Annotated in this window: 20 protein-coding genes; 10 read left to right on the top strand and 10 right to left on the bottom strand. The window is 44.6% G+C overall.

All coding sequences use genetic code 11. The features are described 5' to 3' along the window. Positions 1-37 precede the first annotated feature (37 nt). From IJ23_RS15070 to IJ23_RS15105, 8 genes are read right to left on the bottom strand one after another with little or no spacing between them, the layout of a single operon-like run. Positions 38-808: an EAL domain-containing protein gene (locus IJ23_RS15070; RefSeq protein ID WP_005375023.1), complete on the bottom strand. Its 771-nt coding sequence runs from the start codon at positions 806-808 to the stop codon at positions 38-40. 19 nt (positions 809-827) lie between these two features. Continuing rightward, positions 828-2,918, bottom strand: coding sequence for a flagellar biosynthesis protein FlhA (flhA, locus tag IJ23_RS15075; protein WP_005375024.1), 2,091 nt, complete (start codon positions 2,916-2,918; stop codon positions 828-830). Positions 2,919-2,949: 31 nt separating this feature from the next. After that, a complete protein-coding gene (gene flhB / locus IJ23_RS15080) occupies positions 2,950-4,077 on the bottom strand; it encodes a flagellar biosynthesis protein FlhB (RefSeq protein WP_005375025.1) in 1,128 nt (375 codons plus the stop codon). After that, a complete protein-coding gene (fliR, locus tag IJ23_RS15085) occupies positions 4,074-4,850 on the bottom strand; it encodes a flagellar biosynthetic protein FliR (protein ID WP_005375027.1) in 777 nt (258 codons plus the stop codon). The genes flhB and fliR overlap by 4 nt, the downstream gene beginning before the upstream one ends. Then, the gene (gene fliQ, locus IJ23_RS15090; RefSeq protein WP_005375036.1) at positions 4,850-5,119 is read right to left on the bottom strand and encodes a flagellar biosynthesis protein FliQ; all 270 of its coding nucleotides are present in this window, start codon (positions 5,117-5,119) and stop codon (positions 4,850-4,852) included. The genes fliR and fliQ overlap by 1 nt, the downstream gene beginning before the upstream one ends. A gap of 12 nt (positions 5,120-5,131) precedes the next feature. Continuing rightward, positions 5,132-5,890, bottom strand: coding sequence for a flagellar type III secretion system pore protein FliP (fliP, locus tag IJ23_RS15095; RefSeq protein WP_005375037.1), 759 nt, complete (start codon positions 5,888-5,890; stop codon positions 5,132-5,134). A gap of 18 nt (positions 5,891-5,908) precedes the next feature. Next, positions 5,909-6,280, bottom strand: a complete 372-nt coding sequence (fliN, locus tag IJ23_RS15100; RefSeq protein ID WP_005375038.1) for a flagellar motor switch protein FliN — start codon at positions 6,278-6,280, stop codon at positions 5,909-5,911. Further along, the gene (locus IJ23_RS15105; RefSeq protein ID WP_005375039.1) at positions 6,277-7,095 is read right to left on the bottom strand and encodes a FliM/FliN family flagellar motor switch protein; all 819 of its coding nucleotides are present in this window, start codon (positions 7,093-7,095) and stop codon (positions 6,277-6,279) included. The genes fliN and IJ23_RS15105 overlap by 4 nt, the downstream gene beginning before the upstream one ends. 379 nt (positions 7,096-7,474) lie before the next feature. Between IJ23_RS15105 and IJ23_RS15110 the strand changes: the two genes are divergently transcribed. The 8 genes from IJ23_RS15110 to fliJ are packed head-to-tail and all read left to right on the top strand — an operon-like array spanning position 7,475 to position 15,498. Next, positions 7,475-8,494 (top strand): MotY family protein, encoded by a 1,020-nt coding sequence (locus IJ23_RS15110; RefSeq protein WP_033906697.1) that lies wholly within the window; start codon positions 7,475-7,477, stop codon positions 8,492-8,494. Further along, positions 8,494-9,825, top strand: a complete 1,332-nt coding sequence (locus IJ23_RS15115; RefSeq protein WP_031778880.1) for a sigma-54 interaction domain-containing protein — start codon at positions 8,494-8,496, stop codon at positions 9,823-9,825. The genes IJ23_RS15110 and IJ23_RS15115 overlap by 1 nt, the downstream gene beginning before the upstream one ends. 15 nt (positions 9,826-9,840) lie before the next feature. Continuing rightward, positions 9,841-10,197: a flagellar hook-basal body complex protein FliE gene (gene fliE, locus IJ23_RS15120; protein WP_005375045.1), complete on the top strand. Its 357-nt coding sequence runs from the start codon at positions 9,841-9,843 to the stop codon at positions 10,195-10,197. A 3-nt stretch (positions 10,198-10,200) separates the two neighbouring features. Beyond that, the gene (fliF, locus tag IJ23_RS15125; protein WP_005384024.1) at positions 10,201-11,952 is read left to right on the top strand and encodes a flagellar basal-body MS-ring/collar protein FliF; all 1,752 of its coding nucleotides are present in this window, start codon (positions 10,201-10,203) and stop codon (positions 11,950-11,952) included. Beyond that, positions 11,921-12,934, top strand: coding sequence for a flagellar motor switch protein FliG (locus IJ23_RS15130; RefSeq protein WP_005375048.1), 1,014 nt, complete (start codon positions 11,921-11,923; stop codon positions 12,932-12,934). The genes fliF and IJ23_RS15130 overlap by 32 nt, the downstream gene beginning before the upstream one ends. Positions 12,935-12,938: 4 nt before the next feature. Then, positions 12,939-13,694, top strand: coding sequence for a flagellar assembly protein FliH (fliH, locus tag IJ23_RS15135; protein WP_005375050.1), 756 nt, complete (start codon positions 12,939-12,941; stop codon positions 13,692-13,694). Next, positions 13,687-15,033, top strand: a complete 1,347-nt coding sequence (gene fliI / locus IJ23_RS15140) for a flagellar protein export ATPase FliI (RefSeq protein ID WP_005375057.1) — start codon at positions 13,687-13,689, stop codon at positions 15,031-15,033. The genes fliH and fliI overlap by 8 nt, the downstream gene beginning before the upstream one ends. A gap of 24 nt (positions 15,034-15,057) precedes the next feature. Beyond that, positions 15,058-15,498, top strand: coding sequence for a flagellar export protein FliJ (gene fliJ / locus IJ23_RS15145; RefSeq protein ID WP_033906698.1), 441 nt, complete (start codon positions 15,058-15,060; stop codon positions 15,496-15,498). A 16-nt stretch (positions 15,499-15,514) separates the two neighbouring features. On the opposite strand, the gene IJ23_RS15150 is transcribed toward fliJ, so the two are convergent. After that, on the bottom strand, positions 15,515-16,570 hold the full coding sequence (locus tag IJ23_RS15150) for a S1 family peptidase (protein ID WP_050550097.1): 1,056 nt from the start codon (positions 16,568-16,570) through the stop codon (positions 15,515-15,517). Between the two features lie 73 nt (positions 16,571-16,643). Further along, positions 16,644-17,537 carry a LysR substrate-binding domain-containing protein gene (locus IJ23_RS15155; RefSeq protein ID WP_033906699.1) on the bottom strand — a complete coding sequence of 298 codons (894 nt, stop codon included), beginning with the start codon at positions 17,535-17,537 and terminating at the stop codon, positions 16,644-16,646. Between the two features lie 128 nt (positions 17,538-17,665). On the opposite strand from IJ23_RS15155, the gene IJ23_RS15160 reads away from it, so the two are divergent. Together IJ23_RS15160 and IJ23_RS15165 are read left to right on the top strand one after the other, a co-directional pair. Then, positions 17,666-18,589 (top strand): DMT family transporter, encoded by a 924-nt coding sequence (locus tag IJ23_RS15160; protein WP_033906700.1) that lies wholly within the window; start codon positions 17,666-17,668, stop codon positions 18,587-18,589. A gap of 99 nt (positions 18,590-18,688) precedes the next feature. Then, complete coding sequence (locus IJ23_RS15165) at positions 18,689-19,135, top strand: SRPBCC family protein (protein ID WP_005375065.1); 447 nt, start codon at positions 18,689-18,691, stop codon at positions 19,133-19,135. Positions 19,136-19,159 lie beyond the last annotated feature (24 nt).

Genomic DNA, 19,159 nt, shown 5'->3' on the forward strand with positions numbered 1-19,159 from the left:
AATCGTGCTGTTTTAAATATAAATGGTTGAGTTTCAACTATTCCTCATCAAAAGACTGAAAGGAGAGAGAGGTTGGGATATCGCTGAAATAACCAAAATAATAACTGGCACCCAATAAACGATAACGGTTAAGTTCCGTTTGACTCGCTACACGTCCGGCAACCCAAGTATATTTATGCTTTCTTAAGAACTTAGCAATAGGTAGGAAAGCGTGTCTTTCTTCTTTATCTTCTAGTGTGACTGACAATTTGATCATATCGGGACTAAAGTCTGCGACGCGCTCGAAGTTCACTTGCGATGTCGCGACTTCAAACCAAAGTGAATATGCATTCTCTTTTAACTTTTTGGTGAGTGTGGCGACTTTATCACGATCACATAACGTTTCATCAGCTTGAAGAGAAGGAATCACATGTTGAAAAGCAGAAGAGTGGAATTGAATCGTCTGTTCGAGAAAATAAACCCCAGGCTCCCACAGTAATGCATCAACGCGAATCGGCACGACAACATTACTAATCAAGTCGTGGTGAAAGGCTTCTAACTGAAATTGTGTTTGTCTTAGTGCAAGGTAAAGACTGAACAAATCCAGGCAGTACTGCATTTGTTCAGAGAGTTTGAATTGATAGACACTTTGTTCTCCACGCATACCAAATCTCAACGTCAGGTGTTGGAATTCTACTTCCCCTGATTGAGCTTCCCTAATTGCTTGGCATGCGTGTTGGACATCATTGTGTTTTAAAGCATCAAAGACTAATTGATCGTCATCCGTGACGATATGTTGTACTGCGAGACCAACCAAATGTTCGTACATCGCATGTGTTGAAATAAGATTAACCAAGGTTTCCTACCACATTGATTTGTTTGTTTTCTGGGATTTCGTTGTAAGACAATACTGCCAGCCCTTGTGTAAATGTACGAGCGTAACGCGCTAGAAGAGGGCGCAGCTGTGGCATAACGAGAAGGATCGGAGGTAGCCCCTGTTGCTTAAGCTGTTGTCTGATCAATGGCAAGTTTTGTTGGAACTGACCAAGAATGTTTGGCTCAATTGGGAAGCTATCTAGTGTTACCGTACCAGAAGATTGTGCTTGTTGCAGTGAAGTTAGTAGCATTTGTTCTAGCTCATCAGACAGTGCGTAGACATTTAACTCGTTCTTTTGTCCTGCAATTAAGTTAACAAGCGTACGCTTTAGTGCACAGCGTACATCAGATGCAAGTAGGATCGGGTCCTTTGTATTTTCCGCGGATTCCAACATTGTGTTGGCAATCGTGCGAATATCTTTTAGTGGCACTTGGTCCAATAAAAGCTGACGATATACTTTCAGCTGCTGCGCTGGATTAAGTGCTGCTGCTAATGCTTCTGCTAGTTTCGGGGCTTGTTGTGTCAAACGCTGGGTTATTGCTTCCACATCGTCGTGCGTAAACAATTCTGCAAGGTTTGTCTTCATGATTTTACTAATATGAGTGGCAATAACAGTGCCATCATCGACAACTTGGTAACCCATATTAAGTGCTTTTGCTTTATCTTGATGCTCAATCCACACAGCTGGCAACTGATAAGCAGGATCGCTACCCAAAATGCCATCTACCTCACCGTAAGTTTCGCCAACCGCTATCGCCATTAAACGCTCTGGTTCAATAAAACCTTGCTCAATGACTTCGCCATTTAGAGAAATTGTGTATTGGTTTGGCTTGAGGCTCAGGTTGTCACGAATACGAACTTCAGGTAATAAAAAGCCAACTTGTTCAGAAAGGTTTCGACGCACACCGCGGATACGTTGTGATAAAGGAGCCCCTTGTTCTTTGTTGACTAGATGGACGAGTCGATAACCAAGCGCAAGTGATAATGTTTGGACGTGAGGAATATCATCCCATGTCAGCGGTGTATCATCGTCTTGCATTGCTTGTGAAAGTGCTTCGACCTCTTCAATCTGGGAGTCTTGCACTGGCTTCTTGGTTTGACGCCACCCTGCGAACGCTAATGCGCCAGCAAACGCAAAAAAGGCTAGGTGTGGCATACCCGGTACCATACCGATTACCGCCATAATACCTGCGACAGTAAATAGCGTTGCAGGAGTTGCCAGTAATTGCTTTTGCATGGTTTCCGACATGCCATTATCGCTATCATTAATTCGCGTAACGATAATCGCGGCAGCCGTTGCCAATAGTAGTGAAGGAATTTGAGCAACTAGACCATCACCGATTGTGAGTAGGGCATAAGTTTTAAAGGCGTCAGACGCAGCGAGTCCATGCTCGAAGACACCAATACTGATACCACCAATGATATTGATAAACAGAATCAACAAACCTGCGATGGCATCGCCACGCACAAACTTTGATGCACCATCCATCGAACCATGAAAATCGGCTTCGTTGGCGACTTCTTTACGGCGTAAGCGAGCCGTTTCCTGATCGATAAGGCCAGCGTTTAAGTCGGCATCAATTGCCATTTGTTTGCCTGGTAAAGCATCCAACGTAAAGCGGGCTGAAACCTCAGAAATACGTTCACCACCTTTGGTGATTACGACGAAGTTGATGATCATCAAGATGACGAACACCACCATACCAACGACGTAGTTACCGCCAATGACGACTTCACCGAATGCTTGAATGACCTTACCCGCTGCGTCACCACCATTATGTCCTTCTAGGAGTACAATTCGCGTAGAAGCCACGTTCAATGTGAGACGTAATAATGTTGCGACCAGCAAAATAGTTGGAAAAACAGAGAAATCTAATGGTCGCTTTGCGGTTGTGCTGACCAGCAATACTAGGATTGCTAAGACGATATTAAAGGTAAACAGCGCATCCAGTAGCAGAGGAGGCAAAGGAAGAATCACCATTGCTAATATCATTAGCAAGACGATTGGAATGCCAACGTAGCCTTTGGTTGATGTTTGAAGTTGTTTTAACCGGTTAAGCATACTTTCGTGTCCTTGGATAAACGCGGGTTAATCAGTGCTGCAAATGTTTTGGAATCGAAAAATGAGGTAAAGGAATTGGCTCTTTTCCCTCACCTTTACGAAAGGCTTTCAATTGCAAAACGTAAGTAAGAATATGTGCCACTGCGATGTACAGTTGGCTTGGGATTGCTTGTTCAATCGCCGTCGTGTGATAAATCGAACGGGTAAGTGGCGGGGAGTTAATGATTTCCACTTTGTTTTCTCGGGCGATACGTTGAATGTGCATAGCAGTTTCGTCTACGCCTTTTGCGACGACAAAGGGCGCGTCAGAAAGCGAAGGCTCGTATTTCAGTGCGACTGCGTAGTGCGTTGGGTTTGTGATGATCACGTCAGCCGTCGGCACCATTTTATCGATCTTACGGCGCGCAAACTGTTGCTGTATTTGACGAATACGTTGTTTTACTTCCGGACGACCTTCATTATTTTTAAATTCCTCTTTCAATTCTTGTTTCGTCATGCGGAGTTCTTTTAGGTGTTCCCAACGCTGATAAGGAATGTCGATAACCCCAAATAACAACAAGGCGAAGCCCATTAAGAGTAAGCCTTCAAACAGAATGGACATTACTAGAGAAAAACCTTGGCTGAGTGGGAGGTTTTGCATGCCAAGTAATGGCTGTAAGTGGTTGTCTAAATAGCCATATAAGATGCCGAAGATCACGGCTACTTTGAACGTCGACTTTAAGAGCTCAACCACTGAGCGGGTCGAAAAAATGCGCTTTATCCCGCTCAAAGGATTAATTTTGCTCAGCTTTGGCATCACGTTCGCTGGACGGAACATCCAGCCGCCTAGCACAAGGCTACTACCACAGGTCACGATAATAATGACGGTAAACAATGGTAATAGCATGTCGATGATGACTGCTAAACTTTGTCCCAATTGCTCGACAAGTTGTTTAGGATTTTCTAGGTCGGCTCGCGTCAGCATCATGTTGTAGCGAAAGATACCCGACATGCTTTCCCAAATACTATTAAGCTGAGAGTAAAAGTAGAGCGCCACCGCTAGAAATATAACCGCAGTAGTAAACTCTTTCGCGCGAGGAATTTGTCCTTCCTGACGGGCTTTCTTTACCTTCTGCGGTGACGCTTTTTCAGTTTTGTCTTGAGAAGATTGATCGCTCATGCTCCCCCCAACATAAAGTTACTCAAGTGTCTAATGGTGTCGTGAACGAGCGCCGTGTAGCGACCAGGAACACCAGAAACTGAGATTAATACGCTGAATAGACCCAGCAGCATCGTCATAGGAAAACCTAACGCATAGACATTAAGTGATGGTGCGGCTCGGTTCATTACACCAAAACTGATGTTGGCTAGAAGCATGGAAACAATAGCGGGTAAAGCCAAAGCTAGTGAAGAGGCAAACATCCAACCGAAAATATTGACAACACCTTGCAGAGAAAGCGATGTGATACCAGATCCGACTGGCCAAACAACAAAGCTTTGAATCACGATATCTATGACGAGTAAGTGTCCTTCTAGCGCAAGAAACAACAAGGTTGAGAAAATCAGAAATATGCGTCCCAAAATGGCGACAGAAAGCCCGTTAATAGGATCATTCATCATCGCCATACCTAAGCCCATTTGCAGAGAAATCACCTGACCAAGCATGGTGAAAACGTTAAAGAGCATGTGCAAAATTAACCCAAACATTACCCCCCAAATAGCTTGCTCAAAAGCAAGGAACAGGGAAGTCATAGAGAATAACTCGACTTGTGGCATGGGTGGCATTAACGGTCCAGTAATGACAACGATCGAGAGGGCCAGTAAAGTACGAACCCAAACAGGAATAATCGCATCACCAAAGAAAGGCATTGAAATAAATACGGCTCCCACACGAAAAAACGGCCACCAGAGTTGACCGAGTATCGCCGAGAGCTCTGCAAATGTGATGGCCATTAGCCAATCATCCCTGGTATGTTGTGGAACAAGAAATCAAACAGTTCCATGATCTTACGGAGCATCCAGTGACCTGCAAAAATCACCATTAATAAGGTAACGAGCAAACGTGGCAAAAAGCTGAGTGTTTGCTCGTTGATTTGTGTGGCAGCCTGAAATACGGCGATACACAAACCGACAATTAAGCCTGGAACAACCAATACGGCAACCATCAAAATGATCAGCCATACTGCATCGGAAAATAACGTTACGGTTAGTTCTGGGGTCATAACTGCTCCTAGTTAACCGAAGCTGGCAGATAAGGTGCCAACTGTCATTGCCCAACCATCCACGAGTACAAATACCACCAACTTAAAGGGAAGTGAGACAATTAAAGGTGATAGCATCATCATACCCATGGCCATCAGGACACTGGCGACAACCAAGTCGATGACCAAAAACGGGATGAAAAGCATAAAACCAATTTGGAAGGCGGTTTTTAGTTCACTAATGACAAATGCAGGCAAGACAACGGCAAATGAAATATCCTCAACGTTTTGGTCGAGAGGCTCATTGGCAATACGTAACATTTGTTCAAGAGAGCTTTGGTGCGTCTGTGCCAGCATGAACTCTCTCACTGGTTTCTCTGCAACAGAAAAAGCCTGTATTAGCGTGATTTCGCCGTTGTCGTATGGCTGAAACGCATTTTCATAAATATCGCTCCAGACAGGGCGCATAATCAGCAACGTCAATGCGAGAGCGATCCCGACCAACACTCTGTTAGGTGGGCTTTGTTGAAGACCAAGAGCTTGGCGCAAAATCGCAAGGACAACGACAATTCGAGTAAAGCTCGTCGCCATCAAAATAAATGCTGGAAGAAAACTGAGCGCCGTCATCAACAACAGAATTTGCAGTTTAACGCTGTATTCTTGTTGTGTGTCGCCATCAGAAACGGACAAGATAGTTAAGCCGTTGTCAGCCGCCATTGTTGGGAAAGCAAACAAAAGTGACACCAATACCAAAAGAGGTAACCAACGGTGCCAAGCGCTCAGATTTTTCATTGTGATGCCTACCTAAGATTATTGACCAACGCCACTCAATGCAGAGTCATGTACATCGATCAGACGAAGTCCATACTTATCATTGACAACGACAACTTCAGCGTGGCCCATAAGAGAACCGTTTACTTTCACGTCTAAAGGCTCGCCATTGAGCTTTTCCAACTCGATAACCGTGCCTTCACCCGCTTTCATTAAGTCCCCAAGTGGGATCTCCTTACTCGCAACTTCCAGCGTGACTGTGACAGGAATGCTTTTGAAAAAGCTAAGGTCACGTTCCGCAGTGGCTGGTTCTTGTTGGAGCGTATCTTCGGCTTCAAAGTCTTCTAATTGAAAATCATCAAAGTTCAGTTCTTCTGCGTCGAATGCATTAGTTTCTAGCGCTTCGCTCATCGCTGCGGTTCCTTATCAGGGTTAAAGATCAAAACAAGTTGGCCGTCTTGCTCGGCAATACGACCTGTAAATAGAGATTGGTTGCCAATGCTTACTGGAACCGTGTTAAGAAGCTCAATAGGTAAAATATCGTTGGGTTGTAAGCCAACCACATCACTTAAAGGCATCTTCTTTTTACTTAGAACAACGTTCAGTCGAACGGGGGTCGTCTCTAAAGAACGACAGAAAGGTTGAAACAAATCGGTATCAGGTTGCAGTTCAAGCTGCTCGATCAGCGTTTGAATAAGATGACCATCTAGCTTGAGATGAATTGAGCCTTGATGATCGTCAAACGCAATGTTTAATTGAACGTTAATGCCAATTCCTCTAGGGGTCTCATACTCACCCGTGTCCCACATTTCACCAGGAGCAAGCCAACCGATGATGATTCGACTGATGCGCTCTTGTAAACGTAAGTCACTGGCCGTCAGAGTAGCGGCTGAACGCTCTGCACTTGCACCATAAAATCTATCAGCCAACTTTATTAGCGTGTGAGGGTTACCATGGATGAATACCATGCCGCCTTCCTGATGTTGATAGGTCGACGTTTGCTCTTTGTCCATCTCAACCGATGTAAAGCGGTGCAAGTCTACTGAGGTTAAGCTAGCTTCCACTTTTCCTGTGCTGAGCCAATTTTGTAATTCAGTCGTAAGGTTTGAGCAAGATTCTGAAATTAAATTATCGAGCTTCTCACGAATGATATGAATAGGTTTGCCTAATAATTCTACATCAAGTAGTTGACTATCAGAAATAGGCTCGCTAACTCTATTTTCCATTTATATTTTACCGTGCGTTAACAATCGAAAGTGTTTTAACTTAATGGCGTGTAGTCTACACAGAAATTTTAATGATCTTTTAGCTCCAAACTCTAAGATTGTGACTTTAGTTCACATGTTGCTTTGTTCATATAGTCATAATCTTTTAATGAAATTTAAAAAGAGTTAGTTTTCTTTATAAATCGCTTAATAAATAAAATAACAATGTTGAGCGTTTTAGTTGTTATAGATTTTTTAAATTGCCTTTATGGCGTAACAACAACTTCAAATAAATAAATTATAAGATACTGTTTTTTATGCTTAAAGCTTCCGTTGGAGGCTAAGCGTGCTCTCTTGAGCGTTTTGTAACCAATTTTAATATTCAGAATAGGTAATTAAAATGATTAGCTATGCCAGTTCTCTCGGCTTGGTGGCATATTTAATTAAACGGTTTAAGTCATGGGAATGTAAGATATACATGAATCATGTCCGTTTGATAATTTGTAACACAATTATTGTTATCAGTTTTATTTTTTCAAAAGTGTCATATTCAGAAGAAGTCTTAACAATCCCTATGGACCTCTCTAAATGGACATATGAGGGAAATAAATTCAAATGCAACTTGTTGCAATCAAATAAAGACTATGGGAAGTTTTATTTCCTAGCGGAACCTAATAATAAATTCTATTTTATTTCCGATATAGAATATGAAAACAATAAATGGAAAACGATTGCTTTAACAACTCAAAATGCTCCTTGGGGTGATGAGCTTTATAGAAAAGAATTTGGTTCCCTTGAATTTACTAAGCCGTCTCAGCGTTTCATCTTTAATAAAGGCGCTGAAGAATTCATGGATTCAATTGCTTCGGGTAGTTGGGTGACGCTGTCACTTAAAGGAAGTAATGCTTCCTCTGTTTCAGAGATTGTGATTCCTACTCTTCAAATTCAAAACGCATTGAAATCATTTAATGCGTGTCGCGCGCGATTGCCTAAATTGTCTTTTTCCGAGGCAAGGGATATGGCGCTCTCATTTGAGTTTGGTCAGAAGACGTTAAGTCGTGGACAGAAAGCAACACTAGAAGCGCTGTATAGCTATGTATCTGTGGATGATCGAGTGACCAAAATCCTCATCGACGGTCACACCGATAACGTTGGTTCAAGTTTAACGAACCTTTCTGTGTCACGTACTCGAGCAGAGCAAGTCACCAACGCTTTGATTGAGCTTGGGGTCGACGAGTCGATGATCGAAACACGAGCTCATGGTTCGCGTTACCCAATTGCCAGCAATAACTCGGTTAATGGCCAAGCAAAAAACCGACGTGTCACCCTGCGTTTAGTGAGGGACAACGAGTATACGGCTACGAAACACTACCCAGATCTACAATCACAAAATCAACAAACGAAAGTTAAGGTTCAATGATGACGAAAACGAAAATTTTGTTGGTTGAGCCAAATGAAGCTCTTGCTCAACCAGTATTGGATGTGTTGCAAAATGCAGGTTACACCGCGAAACACACTCGTACTGGTCGAGGCGCTTTGCTTGAAGAGCGAGCAGAAATCACTTTAGTGAGCTCTACGCTGCCGGATATGTGTGTTCGTGAGTTTGTCGCGTGTCACCAAAAGCAGCGAAATTCGGGTGTTGTTATTGCGATTGTCGACCAAGAACAAGGCATCTTGGCTGCTGAGACGATGAAAGCGGGCGCTACTGATTATCTATTACGCCCATTTGAATCTAATCAGTTGGTTAATCTGCTTAAACGTGTTGAAGCGTTAGGTAAGCCAATGGCCAACATTGTTGCGGAGTCTTGGAGAAGCAAACAAGTTCTGCAATTGGCGCATCGTGCAGCATGTACTAACGCGAGTGTGCTTATTACAGGTGAATCGGGAACGGGTAAAGAAGTGCTGGCGCGATATGTGCATGAGCACTCTCCGCGTATCAATGGTCCATTTGTGGCGGTTAACTGTGCCGCCATTCCAGAGTCAATGTTAGAGGCTGTGCTATTCGGTCATGTAAAAGGCGCGTTCACCGGAGCGACAAATTCTCAAAGCGGTAAGTTTGAAGAAGCAAATGGCGGGACGATTCTGCTTGACGAGATTGGTGAAATGTCACCTGCGGTTCAAGCTAAATTGTTACGCGTCCTTCAAGAGCGTGAAGTAGAACGTGTTGGTAGCCATAAAGCCGTTCAGCTCGATATTCGTGTTATTGCGGCAACCAACAAAGACTTACGTGAGGAAGTTCAAAAAGGCACGTTCCGTGAAGATCTTTATTATCGATTAGATGTGCTGCCTCTGCACTGGCCGCCTTTGCGTGAAAGAAAAGAGGACATTCTACCGATTAGCCAATTCTTTATTGAAAAGTATCAAGATAGCAGCCGCTGTCACCTATCCCAAGATGCGATTAGTGCGCTGAGTCAGTATCACTGGCCGGGCAATATTCGTGAGTTGGAAAATGTCATTCAACGCGCTTTGGTCATGCGTCATGGTGATTACATTACAGCCCATGACCTGATGCTGCCTATTGAGCTTGTCGCGTCAGTTCCTACAGCAGAGCCAACTTCAAGTTTTGGTCATGTAGAAGCGAAGAAGCAAGCTGAATATCAGTTTATTTTGGAAAAGTTACGTCAGTTTGGTGGAAACCGAACGAAAACCGCAAACGCGCTTGGAGTCTCTACTCGAGCGCTACGCTACAAGCTCGCAGCAATGCGAGAACATGGTATTGATTTACAGTCGGCACTAGGCTCGGCTGCCTAATAGGAGAAAAAATAGATGGCAAGTCAACCTACTCATGCGGTCTCGGCAGAGCAACTTATGTTGTCAAAAATGCAGGCGATGCAGGCACAAGTGCAGCCGCCAGAGTTTATCGTGAGTGCAAATCCTTTAGATCAACAATCACTAAACGCACCTTTATCGTTCTCACAAGCGATGACAAATGTGTTGGATACAGTGAATCAACATCAATCAGTGGCTAGTCAAAAAATGACGGCCGTAGAAACAGGAAAAAGTGATGACCTAGTTGGTGCAATGGTCGCGAGCCAAAAAGCCAGCTTGTCCTTTAATGCTTTGATGCAAGTGCGCAACAAAGTCGTGACCTCATTTGAAGATATTATGAAGATGCCGGTGTAATTCATGTCAGAACTAACCCCCCAAGTCGCCGGAAACACAGCTATGGCTACCGGCACAGCACAGACATTTTCTACTGCCAACGGCATGGACGATGTGACAACGAAGCTGAAGCAAATCTGGTCTAGCAGTCAGAGAAACTTAGTGCTATCTGCGGTGTTAGCTGCGATTGTTGCAGCGATTATTGTGGTTGCACTATGGAGTTCCTCGCAGAGCTTTCGTCCGCTCTATAGCCAGCAAGAGCGTTTTGATATCGGCGAAATTGTGTCGGTATTAGAAAGCGAAGGCGTAAGCTACCGCATGCAAGAGCAAAATGGACAAGTTCTTGTACCAGAAGGTGAGGTTGCGAAGGTACGCATGTTGCTTGCATCAAAAGGTGTTAAAGCTAAGCTGCCGACAGGTTTGGATTCGCTCAAGGAAGATAGCTCTCTTGGTACGAGCCAATTTATGGAAACGGCGCGTTATCGTCATGGTTTAGAAGGTGAGTTAGTACGTACTATCATGTCTTTGAACTCAGTAGCGAACGCGCGTGTTCATTTAGCCATACCTCGTCAAACTCTATTCGTCCGCCAAAACAGTGAGAATCCATCAGCATCTGTCATGCTTGAGCTCAAACCTGGTGAAGACTTAAAGCCTGAACAAGTTGAAGCGATCATTAACCTAGTGGTCGGCAGTGTCACGGCAATGAAGCCAGAATTTGTTTCTGTCATTGACCAGTATGGCCGTCTTCTTAGTGCGGATGTCGCTTCTGCGGAAGCCGGTAAAGTAAACGCGAAATATCTTGAATACCAGAAGAGTGTTGAAAAACAGATCATCCAACGCGCAGCAGATATGCTTACGCCGATTGTGGGGCCGAGTAACTTCCGAGTACAAGTCGCTGCCGATCTGGATTTTAGCCAAGTTGAAGAAACACAAGAAATTTTGGATAACGCGCCGGTTGTGCGTAATGAGCACACCATTCATAACAACTCGGTTGATCAAATTGCGTTGGGTGTTCCTGGTTCTCTAAGTAACCAACCGCCAGTGACAGGATCTGGTGAAGTGGAAACGAACGACAGCCAAAACACGAATGCGCGATCTGAAGTGAATCGTCAATATGCTGTAGGGAGCAGTGTTCGTCGTACTCAATACCAACAAGGCCAAATAGAAAAGCTTAGTGTATCGGTTCTGTTGAACTCCAAAGCTTCGCCAGATGGTGTGGCGTGGAGTGAAGCCGATAAAGAGCAAATCTCAAACATGATCATGGATGCTGTTGGTATCTCTGCCACACGTGGTGACAGCTTAAGTTTAATGAGTTTCAACTTCACCCCAATTGAAATTGATGCTCCTCCTGCACTGCCGTGGTGGCAAGACCCTACAGTACAGCAGCCAATACGCTACGTTATTGGTGGCTTGTTAGGCTTGGCGATGATCTTCTTCGTACTGCGTCCATTAATCATGCACCTAACTGGCGTTGATAAACCTGTGCCTGAGCTAAATTTTGCTGAGCCTCAGGAAGAGCCTGACTACGAAAACTTGCAAACGCGTGAAGAGCGCGAGCATGAAGAAGTACTTGATCGCCGCCTATCAGAAAAAGGCATCTCAGCCTCTTCAGGTTTAGATGTAAACAGCGACATGCTACCACCAGCAGGTTCGCCATTAGAAATTCAATTGAAACACCTACAGCTTATTGCTAATGAAGAGCCAGAGCGCGTAGCCGAAATACTGAAACAATGGGTAAACATCAATGAACACAGTTCTATCAAAGCAGACGCTTAGTTATGTTGAACAAACCGCGCTCGTGCTATTAGGCATGGGCGAGGATGCCGCAGCGAAGGTTTTGCAACACTTTAGCCGTGATGAAACCCAGCGTGTGACTCGTGCAATGGCGAAGTTAAATGGCATTAAGAGCGATTCTGCTCGTGGTGTTATTCAAACTTTCTTTGAAGATTTCCGTGAGCACAGCGGTATTCGAGGAGCCTCTAAGGAATACCTATCTAATACATTGCGTAAAGCATTGGGTAACGATTTGGCAAAAGGGTTATTAAATACCTTATATGGCGATGAAATTCGCAACAATATGCAGCGCTTACAGTGGGTGGAAGCAGAAACTCTCGCTCGTTTCATTGTGAACGAGCACCCACAAATGCAAGCAATTTTTCTAGCGTATTTGCCAGCAGACAGCTCTTCAGCGGTATTGAAGCACTTGCCACAAGATTACCATGACGAAATCTTGTTCCGTATTGCTCAATTGCAAGATATCGATCATCAAGTTGCCGTTGATTTGCATGAACTCGTTGAGCGTTGCATCGAAAAAGTATCCGCAAGTCAAAGCACGCCGTTATCAGGTGTTAAGCAAGCAGCAGATATCATTAACCGCTTTGAAGGTGACCGTGGTTCATTGATGGAAATGCTGAAGTTGCATGATGAAGATGTTGTTAATGCAATTGAAGAAAACATGTTCGACTTTATGGTTCTTGGCCGACAACGCGAAGAAACTATGGACATGTTGGTGCAGCAGATCCCGCTAGAGTTGTGGGCAGTCGCACTAAAAGGTTCCGATATTACCTTACAACAAGCTATTAAGCGTTCAATGCCGCAACGTATGGTGAAAGCGCTAGAAGATGACATGGACGCACGCGGCGCTGTTGCGTTAAGTCGAGTTCAAAAAGCACGTCAAGACATCATGCAAATGGTACGTGAGCTGGATGAATCTGGTGAAGTTCAGCTGCTTCTCTATGAAGAGCCAACGGTGGAGTAAGGTCATGCTAGAGACAAAATCAAGTACTATGCGATTGCCTCCGAGCGGGTATCGTTTACACCGTTTTCCTCCTTTAGCGCAACCTAAGACTATCGAAGACGAATTCGGGCTAGATAACCAAGGCTGGCAAGAACCTCAAATAGATATCCAACAGCAACTTGAAGAAGGTTTTCAACAAGGTTTGCAACAAGGACATGAGGAAGGCTTACGCCAAGGTATCGAACAGGGCAAGCAACAAGGTCTGTTGGAAGGCCAAAAAGAAGGTTTCCAAAAAGGCTTTGTTTCCGGTGAGCAGTCTGGAAAGCAAGGCTTTTTGGAGGCGGCGAAGCCTGTCAATGAACTTTTTCACGCCCTTTCTCGTTGGCAAGATGAAAAAGAACAGCAACAACGCCATATGATTTGTGAACTGGTACAAAAGGTTGCTCAGCAAGTGATTCGTGCCGAGCTCACTCTAATGCCTCAGCAGATCCTAGCTTTGGTGGACGAGACATTGTCTGCCATGCCTGGTAAAGCGGAAACAGTAACTGTGCATTTAAATCCGCAAGATTTAGAGCGCATTACTCACATCAATGCTGATTTGCCGCAATCTTGGAAACTGGTCCCTAATACGGAGCTTCCTATTGGTGGCTGTCAGTTAGTGACTGATGACGCAGAAGCGGATGCGAGCTGCGACTCTCGCTTGGAAGCCTGTATGGACAATGTAAAGCAACACCTTTTGGATGAAGTCAGTATTCCACAGGTAGAGTCTGAACATGAGTAATACCCTAAGCCATGAACTATTAAGTGAGCGTTTGAGCGAAGCCTTGGCTTCGCTCGATTCAATCCCTGTTGCTCGCGTAACAGGGCGATTGATAAAAGTAAACGGCTTAATGTTACAAGCCGTAGGGTGTCGGTTTAAGCTTGAGCAGCGTTGTCTCGTAGAAACCGCGGAAGGCGATATGATCGAAGCGCAAGTTGTGGGCTTTGAACACACTATTGCTTACCTCATGCCTATCCGCCGTTTAGGCGGTCTGTTTGCAGGTGCAAAAGTCATCCCTCTTGATGGTGACAGTACCGTGCAGCTAAGCTCTCAGTGGTTAGGACGCGTACTGAATGGTTTAGGTGAGCCGTTAGATGACGGGGCACCGCTTAAGGGGGGAGATCGAGTTTCACTTGAACCAAAACCGATTAACCCACTGAAGCGACGCCCAGTTGATACACCACTCAACGTAGGCGTGCGAGCGATTAATGGACTATTGACGGTAGGCAAAGGCCAACGTATTGGTTTGATGGCTGGCAGTGGCGTCGGTAAAAGTGTGTTAATGGGGATGATCACCAAAAACACGGAGGCCGATGTAATTGTGGTCGGGCTTATCGGTGAGCGAGGCAGAGAAGTGCGTGAGTTCATCGAGAGAAACTTAACCCCAGAAGCGCGCAAGAAAGCGATCATTATCGCGGCTCCTGCTGATGAATCCCCGCTAATGAGGTTAAGAGCGACACTACTTTGTCATCGCGTTTCAGAGTATTTCCGAGACCAAGGCAAAGACGTTCTACTTCTGATGGACTCTCTAACCCGATACGCCATGGCACAGCGCGAAATCGCTCTTTCGCTCGGAGAGCCTCCAGCTTCTCGTGGTTATCCGCCCTCAGTCTTCAGCGTGTTACCTCAACTCCTAGAGCGAGCGGGTAACAGTGAAAATCAACATGGTAGCTTAACGGCAATTTACACCGTATTGGCAGAAGGAGACGACCAACAAGATCCTGTCGTGGATTCCGCGCGCGCCATCTTAGATGGGCATGTCGTTTTATCGCGTCAACTGGCTGAGCAAGGGCATTATCCTGCTATAGATATCAACGCGTCTATTAGCCGTTGTATGAATACTTGTACGCAGGACGCACACAGCACGATTGCGAATAACTTCCGTCAAATGTACTCCAACTACCTTCAGGTTAAAGAGTTACTGCCATTAGGGGGTTATCAACCAGGACAAGATCCTGAGTTAGATCAATCTGTTGCTATGTATCCAAACTTGCGTGCATATCTACAACAAGCTGCCAATGAGTCTGTAGATTACCCAACCAGTTTGACCGAGCTCGCGCAGCTTTTTCAAAGTGCTTAATCAAATGGGAGTGACAAGGCTGAAATGAAATCCAAGTTAAAAGCCGTAGGCAAGTTACAGCAAATGGAAGAAAAACAGCGTGACCGTGTGGGTCAACAACTTGATGCCATGCGTCAGCGTCACTCCTATCTTTCAATGCAATTGGAACAGTTATCGGCGTTGAAAGGCCACGCTGGACAATCAACCCGAACCGGCCCGACGCTGACGAGCGCGGCTTTGATGAACTTTAATCGTGTTGACCAAATGCTACAAAGAATGCTTCGTCACCACGAGCAAGAGCAAGCCGTTATGCAAGCGGAATGTGCATCTGTACAGAAAACACTAGAACACAAGCACGCACGCGTTCAAGGGTTAGAAAAAGTGCTTGAGCGTTGGCGTACTAAGCAGAACTATGAAAAAGCGAAAAAAGAGCAAAAGATGATTGAAGACATCATTAACTCTCGCGTTAAGCGCAAGATATTATGATGTCTTGTTGACGCAACTAGGAGCGCGAATCATTTCTGCGGTGTCTTAGCCAACCAAACCAGCCTCCAAGCATGATCAACCCTGATCCGAGAGCACCGCCGCCGCTGCCGTTATCGTCAAAGCCCGACGTGTTAGTATCTTCTGGTTCAAAGCCGGAATCGCCTTCACTATGATAATCTTCTGTACTTGCTAAGAGGGCGTTATAACGAGTTTTCACTCCCGAACTGGTTTGGGCTTCAATCCACGTTGTATAATTTAGAACCTCAGTAAACACACTCGGAATCGCAGCAGATTCACAAACAGAAGAACCATAGCTCACAATACCGATTTGCTGATACATGCCATTATTGTCTTGATAAGTGAGGGGACCGCCTGAGTCACCGCGGCAGATACCAGTGTAGCTTCGCTCAGGAAATCCATTCGCACACAAACTTTCCTGAGCATTAAACCCTGTTACCAGCGAAGCGCATTGGGTGTCGGTAAGGGGTTTCACTTCTGCCCAGCGCAAATAGTTAGGGGGGCTTTCATCATTGGTTGAGGTCTGACCTAAACCGAATATCTGATAAACTGACTTGCTGCTGTAGTCTCCAAAGTCTTGCGGTAAAGTGATGGATTGGACGTTATCGGTGATAGGTCTAGTCAATTCAAGGACAGCGATGTCATTAATCCATAAATCGCTAGGCACATAATCAGGATGAATCGTGATAGAGCGAACATCTTTGAATTCTTCAACAAACACGTCATTCATCGTAGGGTTTTTGACTAGCACTCGTAGATCGTTGATTGTCCAGCCATCAGTAAAAACGCTTGGTTCTACGCAGTGGGCCGCAGTTAAAATGAAGCGGTCGTTTACAATGGTTCCCCCACAAATATTGGCAAACTGATTAGCGCCAGTTTTATGTAGAATAAGACGTGCAAAAAAAGGAAGTTGGTTTTGGGTGGCCTGCTGACCCCCAATAATTGCCGTGGAGATCCCTTGTTCTGAAAGGCGGTTATCATTTTCTACTTCAGCGGTCGTACTCAAAGATACTGCAAAACAGAGTGCGCTTAGCCATATTTGATACTGCTTCATAAACCATCCTTGGATGAAAAGTGCTCTTCTAACTTTATACTAATTTTTCAGTGAATGTGCTTAACAAAAGTTTCTAATAGTTGAATGATTGTTGTAGCCAAGATCGCAACAGATGAAACGATTCAAGCTTTAGCTTGTGTGGCGGGCATACAAAGTAAAGCTGTTGATGAGGATTAATGACGGGTTCACCCAGCTCGATTAGCTGACCATATTTGATGTCATCCTTCACAAACAAGCGATGAGTGACCAATAACCCCAAACGACGAGTTGTGGCCTGGACGGCTTGTATCGACATGTTAAAAGTGATTGGTTTTTTATTTTTAGGTCGCTGGATACCCGTCGCGTCCAGCCACACGTTCCAGTCATTTTTTCTTCGTTCGTTAGTAACTTCAATGATGGGATACTGCTTTAAGAGTTGAGTGATGTTTGAGTCCTTGGTCTTCGCTATCAATTCAGGACTGCACACCAAAACCAGTTCATCTTCACTGAGCTTTTCGCAGTAGTAATCCTGCCATTCTTCGGGATTTCCATGCACCAAGGCCGCGTCGATACCTTCTTGTTCTAAATTGAATCTGCCAGACAGGTTTGATAAACGAACGTCTAATTGAGGAGCAAACCCTTGTAAATCTGACATTCGAGGAATCCACCAGTGAAGAGCCAATGAATTCACCATATTGAGCGTAACACGCTGCAAGTTCTGATCTTGGATGAGTGCTTCCGTTGCATCGACAATTTGCTCTAAAGCGGGTGCCACCTTTCTGTAATACTTTTTACCGTCCGCGTTGAGTTGAACTTGTCTGCCTATGCGATCAAATAGAGGCTTGTTGACTTGACTCTCCAGCGATTTAATTGCCTGACTTACGGCTGAGTGGCTCACACTTAATATCTGTGCTGCTTCTGTCATGCTGCCAGACTCAGCTACTGCAACAAATGCGTAGATGGACTTTAAGGGGACTAGTTTCCGCATAATTTAAAAACCGTAGCTGGTGATAGATAAGTTAAACTGTAAGTTTTTCTTACATCAATGGTTAATATTACTCGCTATTTACGATAAGTGATGTCTTTTAAAATGCTCCATATATTAAGGAGTATTGAATGAATGCTGTAAATAAATCTATCCTTTTCATGTTGATGTCTACGTTAAGCTTATCTGTTACTGGACTGTTAGCAAAGCAGTTGTCAGGCGAACTTTCCGTCACACTATTTAGCTTCTTACGTTTTTTAGTGCCTGCGCTTATCTTGCTTATCTTACTTCGTGTGAAAAACCTTACCTTTCCTAAAGCGGGCACGCTAAAGCCTATTTTATTGCGTGCTCTTTGTATCGGTTTGTCACAACTTTGCTTTATCGCGTCATTACAAACGTTAACGCTCGTTGAGGGGGTCGTTTTGTTTGCTACTGGCCCATTATTTATTCCCTTGGTTGAAAAGCTGTTCATGAGGGGGCGCATTCGTGTTTCAACATTGGCGGCTTTAGCAATGGCGTTCACTGGTGTGGTTATGTTGGCGGGCGGTGGAAGTGAGATTACATGGCGAGCGGATTTATTGCTCGGCTTGGCTGGTGGACTCTTCAATTCTGGTTCTCAGCTTACGTTATATAAAGTGAGTAAAACAAATATGTCGCCGCTAGAAATCAACTTTTGGGCGTTTGGTTTTGCTGCCGTATTTCTGTTGCCGCTAACTTTGTTTAACGACTTCGACGTGTTACTTAATATGAGTGTTATGGCGCCTGAGATTTCTTCAAATACGCTGTGGATCGGTATGATGTCTCTGATGATCATTAACACCCAAGTTTTTCGCTCCAAAGCATATAAACTGGCAAGCAGTGGCTCTCAACTTGCACCACTCATTTTTACTAACTTATTGTTCACTGCGGTTTGGCAGAGCCTGTTTTTTGAAGACCGAATGAGTCAAAGTCAAATTGTTGGGATGAGTTTAATAGTGCTCGCAATCATACTGAACACATGTTGGGTTCGCTTTAAGGCGCATCGCAGTGGCGGTTTACAAGCGAGAACTTCTTAGTCTGTCGGAAAATGAAGGGGGCAGGTAGATAAATTGGTCGTGTGGTTTGATTTTTCCTGAGTATGGGCTAGCGTCAAGAAAGGTTCAGGGAGAGAAATCATGCTTACGCTAAATTATTACGTCGAAATTTCGGCGACACCGCAACGAGTGTGGGAAGTGCTAACCGATGTTGAGTTGTATAAACGTTGGGCGCAAGCCTTTTCACCGCAGTCTCAATTTGAAGGAGCTTGGGAAGAAGGAGGTGGCATCACTTTTTTTGATCCAGATATGGGCGGGACAAGGGCGATCATAGATACGGTGCTACCCCTTCAAAAACTTGAATTTCATCATGTTGCCATTTTTAATCCGGATAATCGTCAACAACTCGATGCTGACCTAGCATCTAGGTGGATCGGATCGCGAGAGATCTACCAGATCGATACCAACAACGATCGTTTACTACTCAATGTTACCATTCATACTCACAATGACTTTGTTTCCATGTTTAATCACGGATGGGAAAAAGCCTTACCCTTGATAAAAGCCATTAGTGAAGAGCAAGCTTAGGGTTCTTGCTTATCTTGGGCTGAC

The sequence above is a fragment of the Vibrio sp. OY15 genome, from assembly GCF_000742455.1.
GTDB lineage: Bacteria > Pseudomonadota > Gammaproteobacteria > Enterobacterales > Vibrionaceae > Vibrio > Vibrio alginolyticus.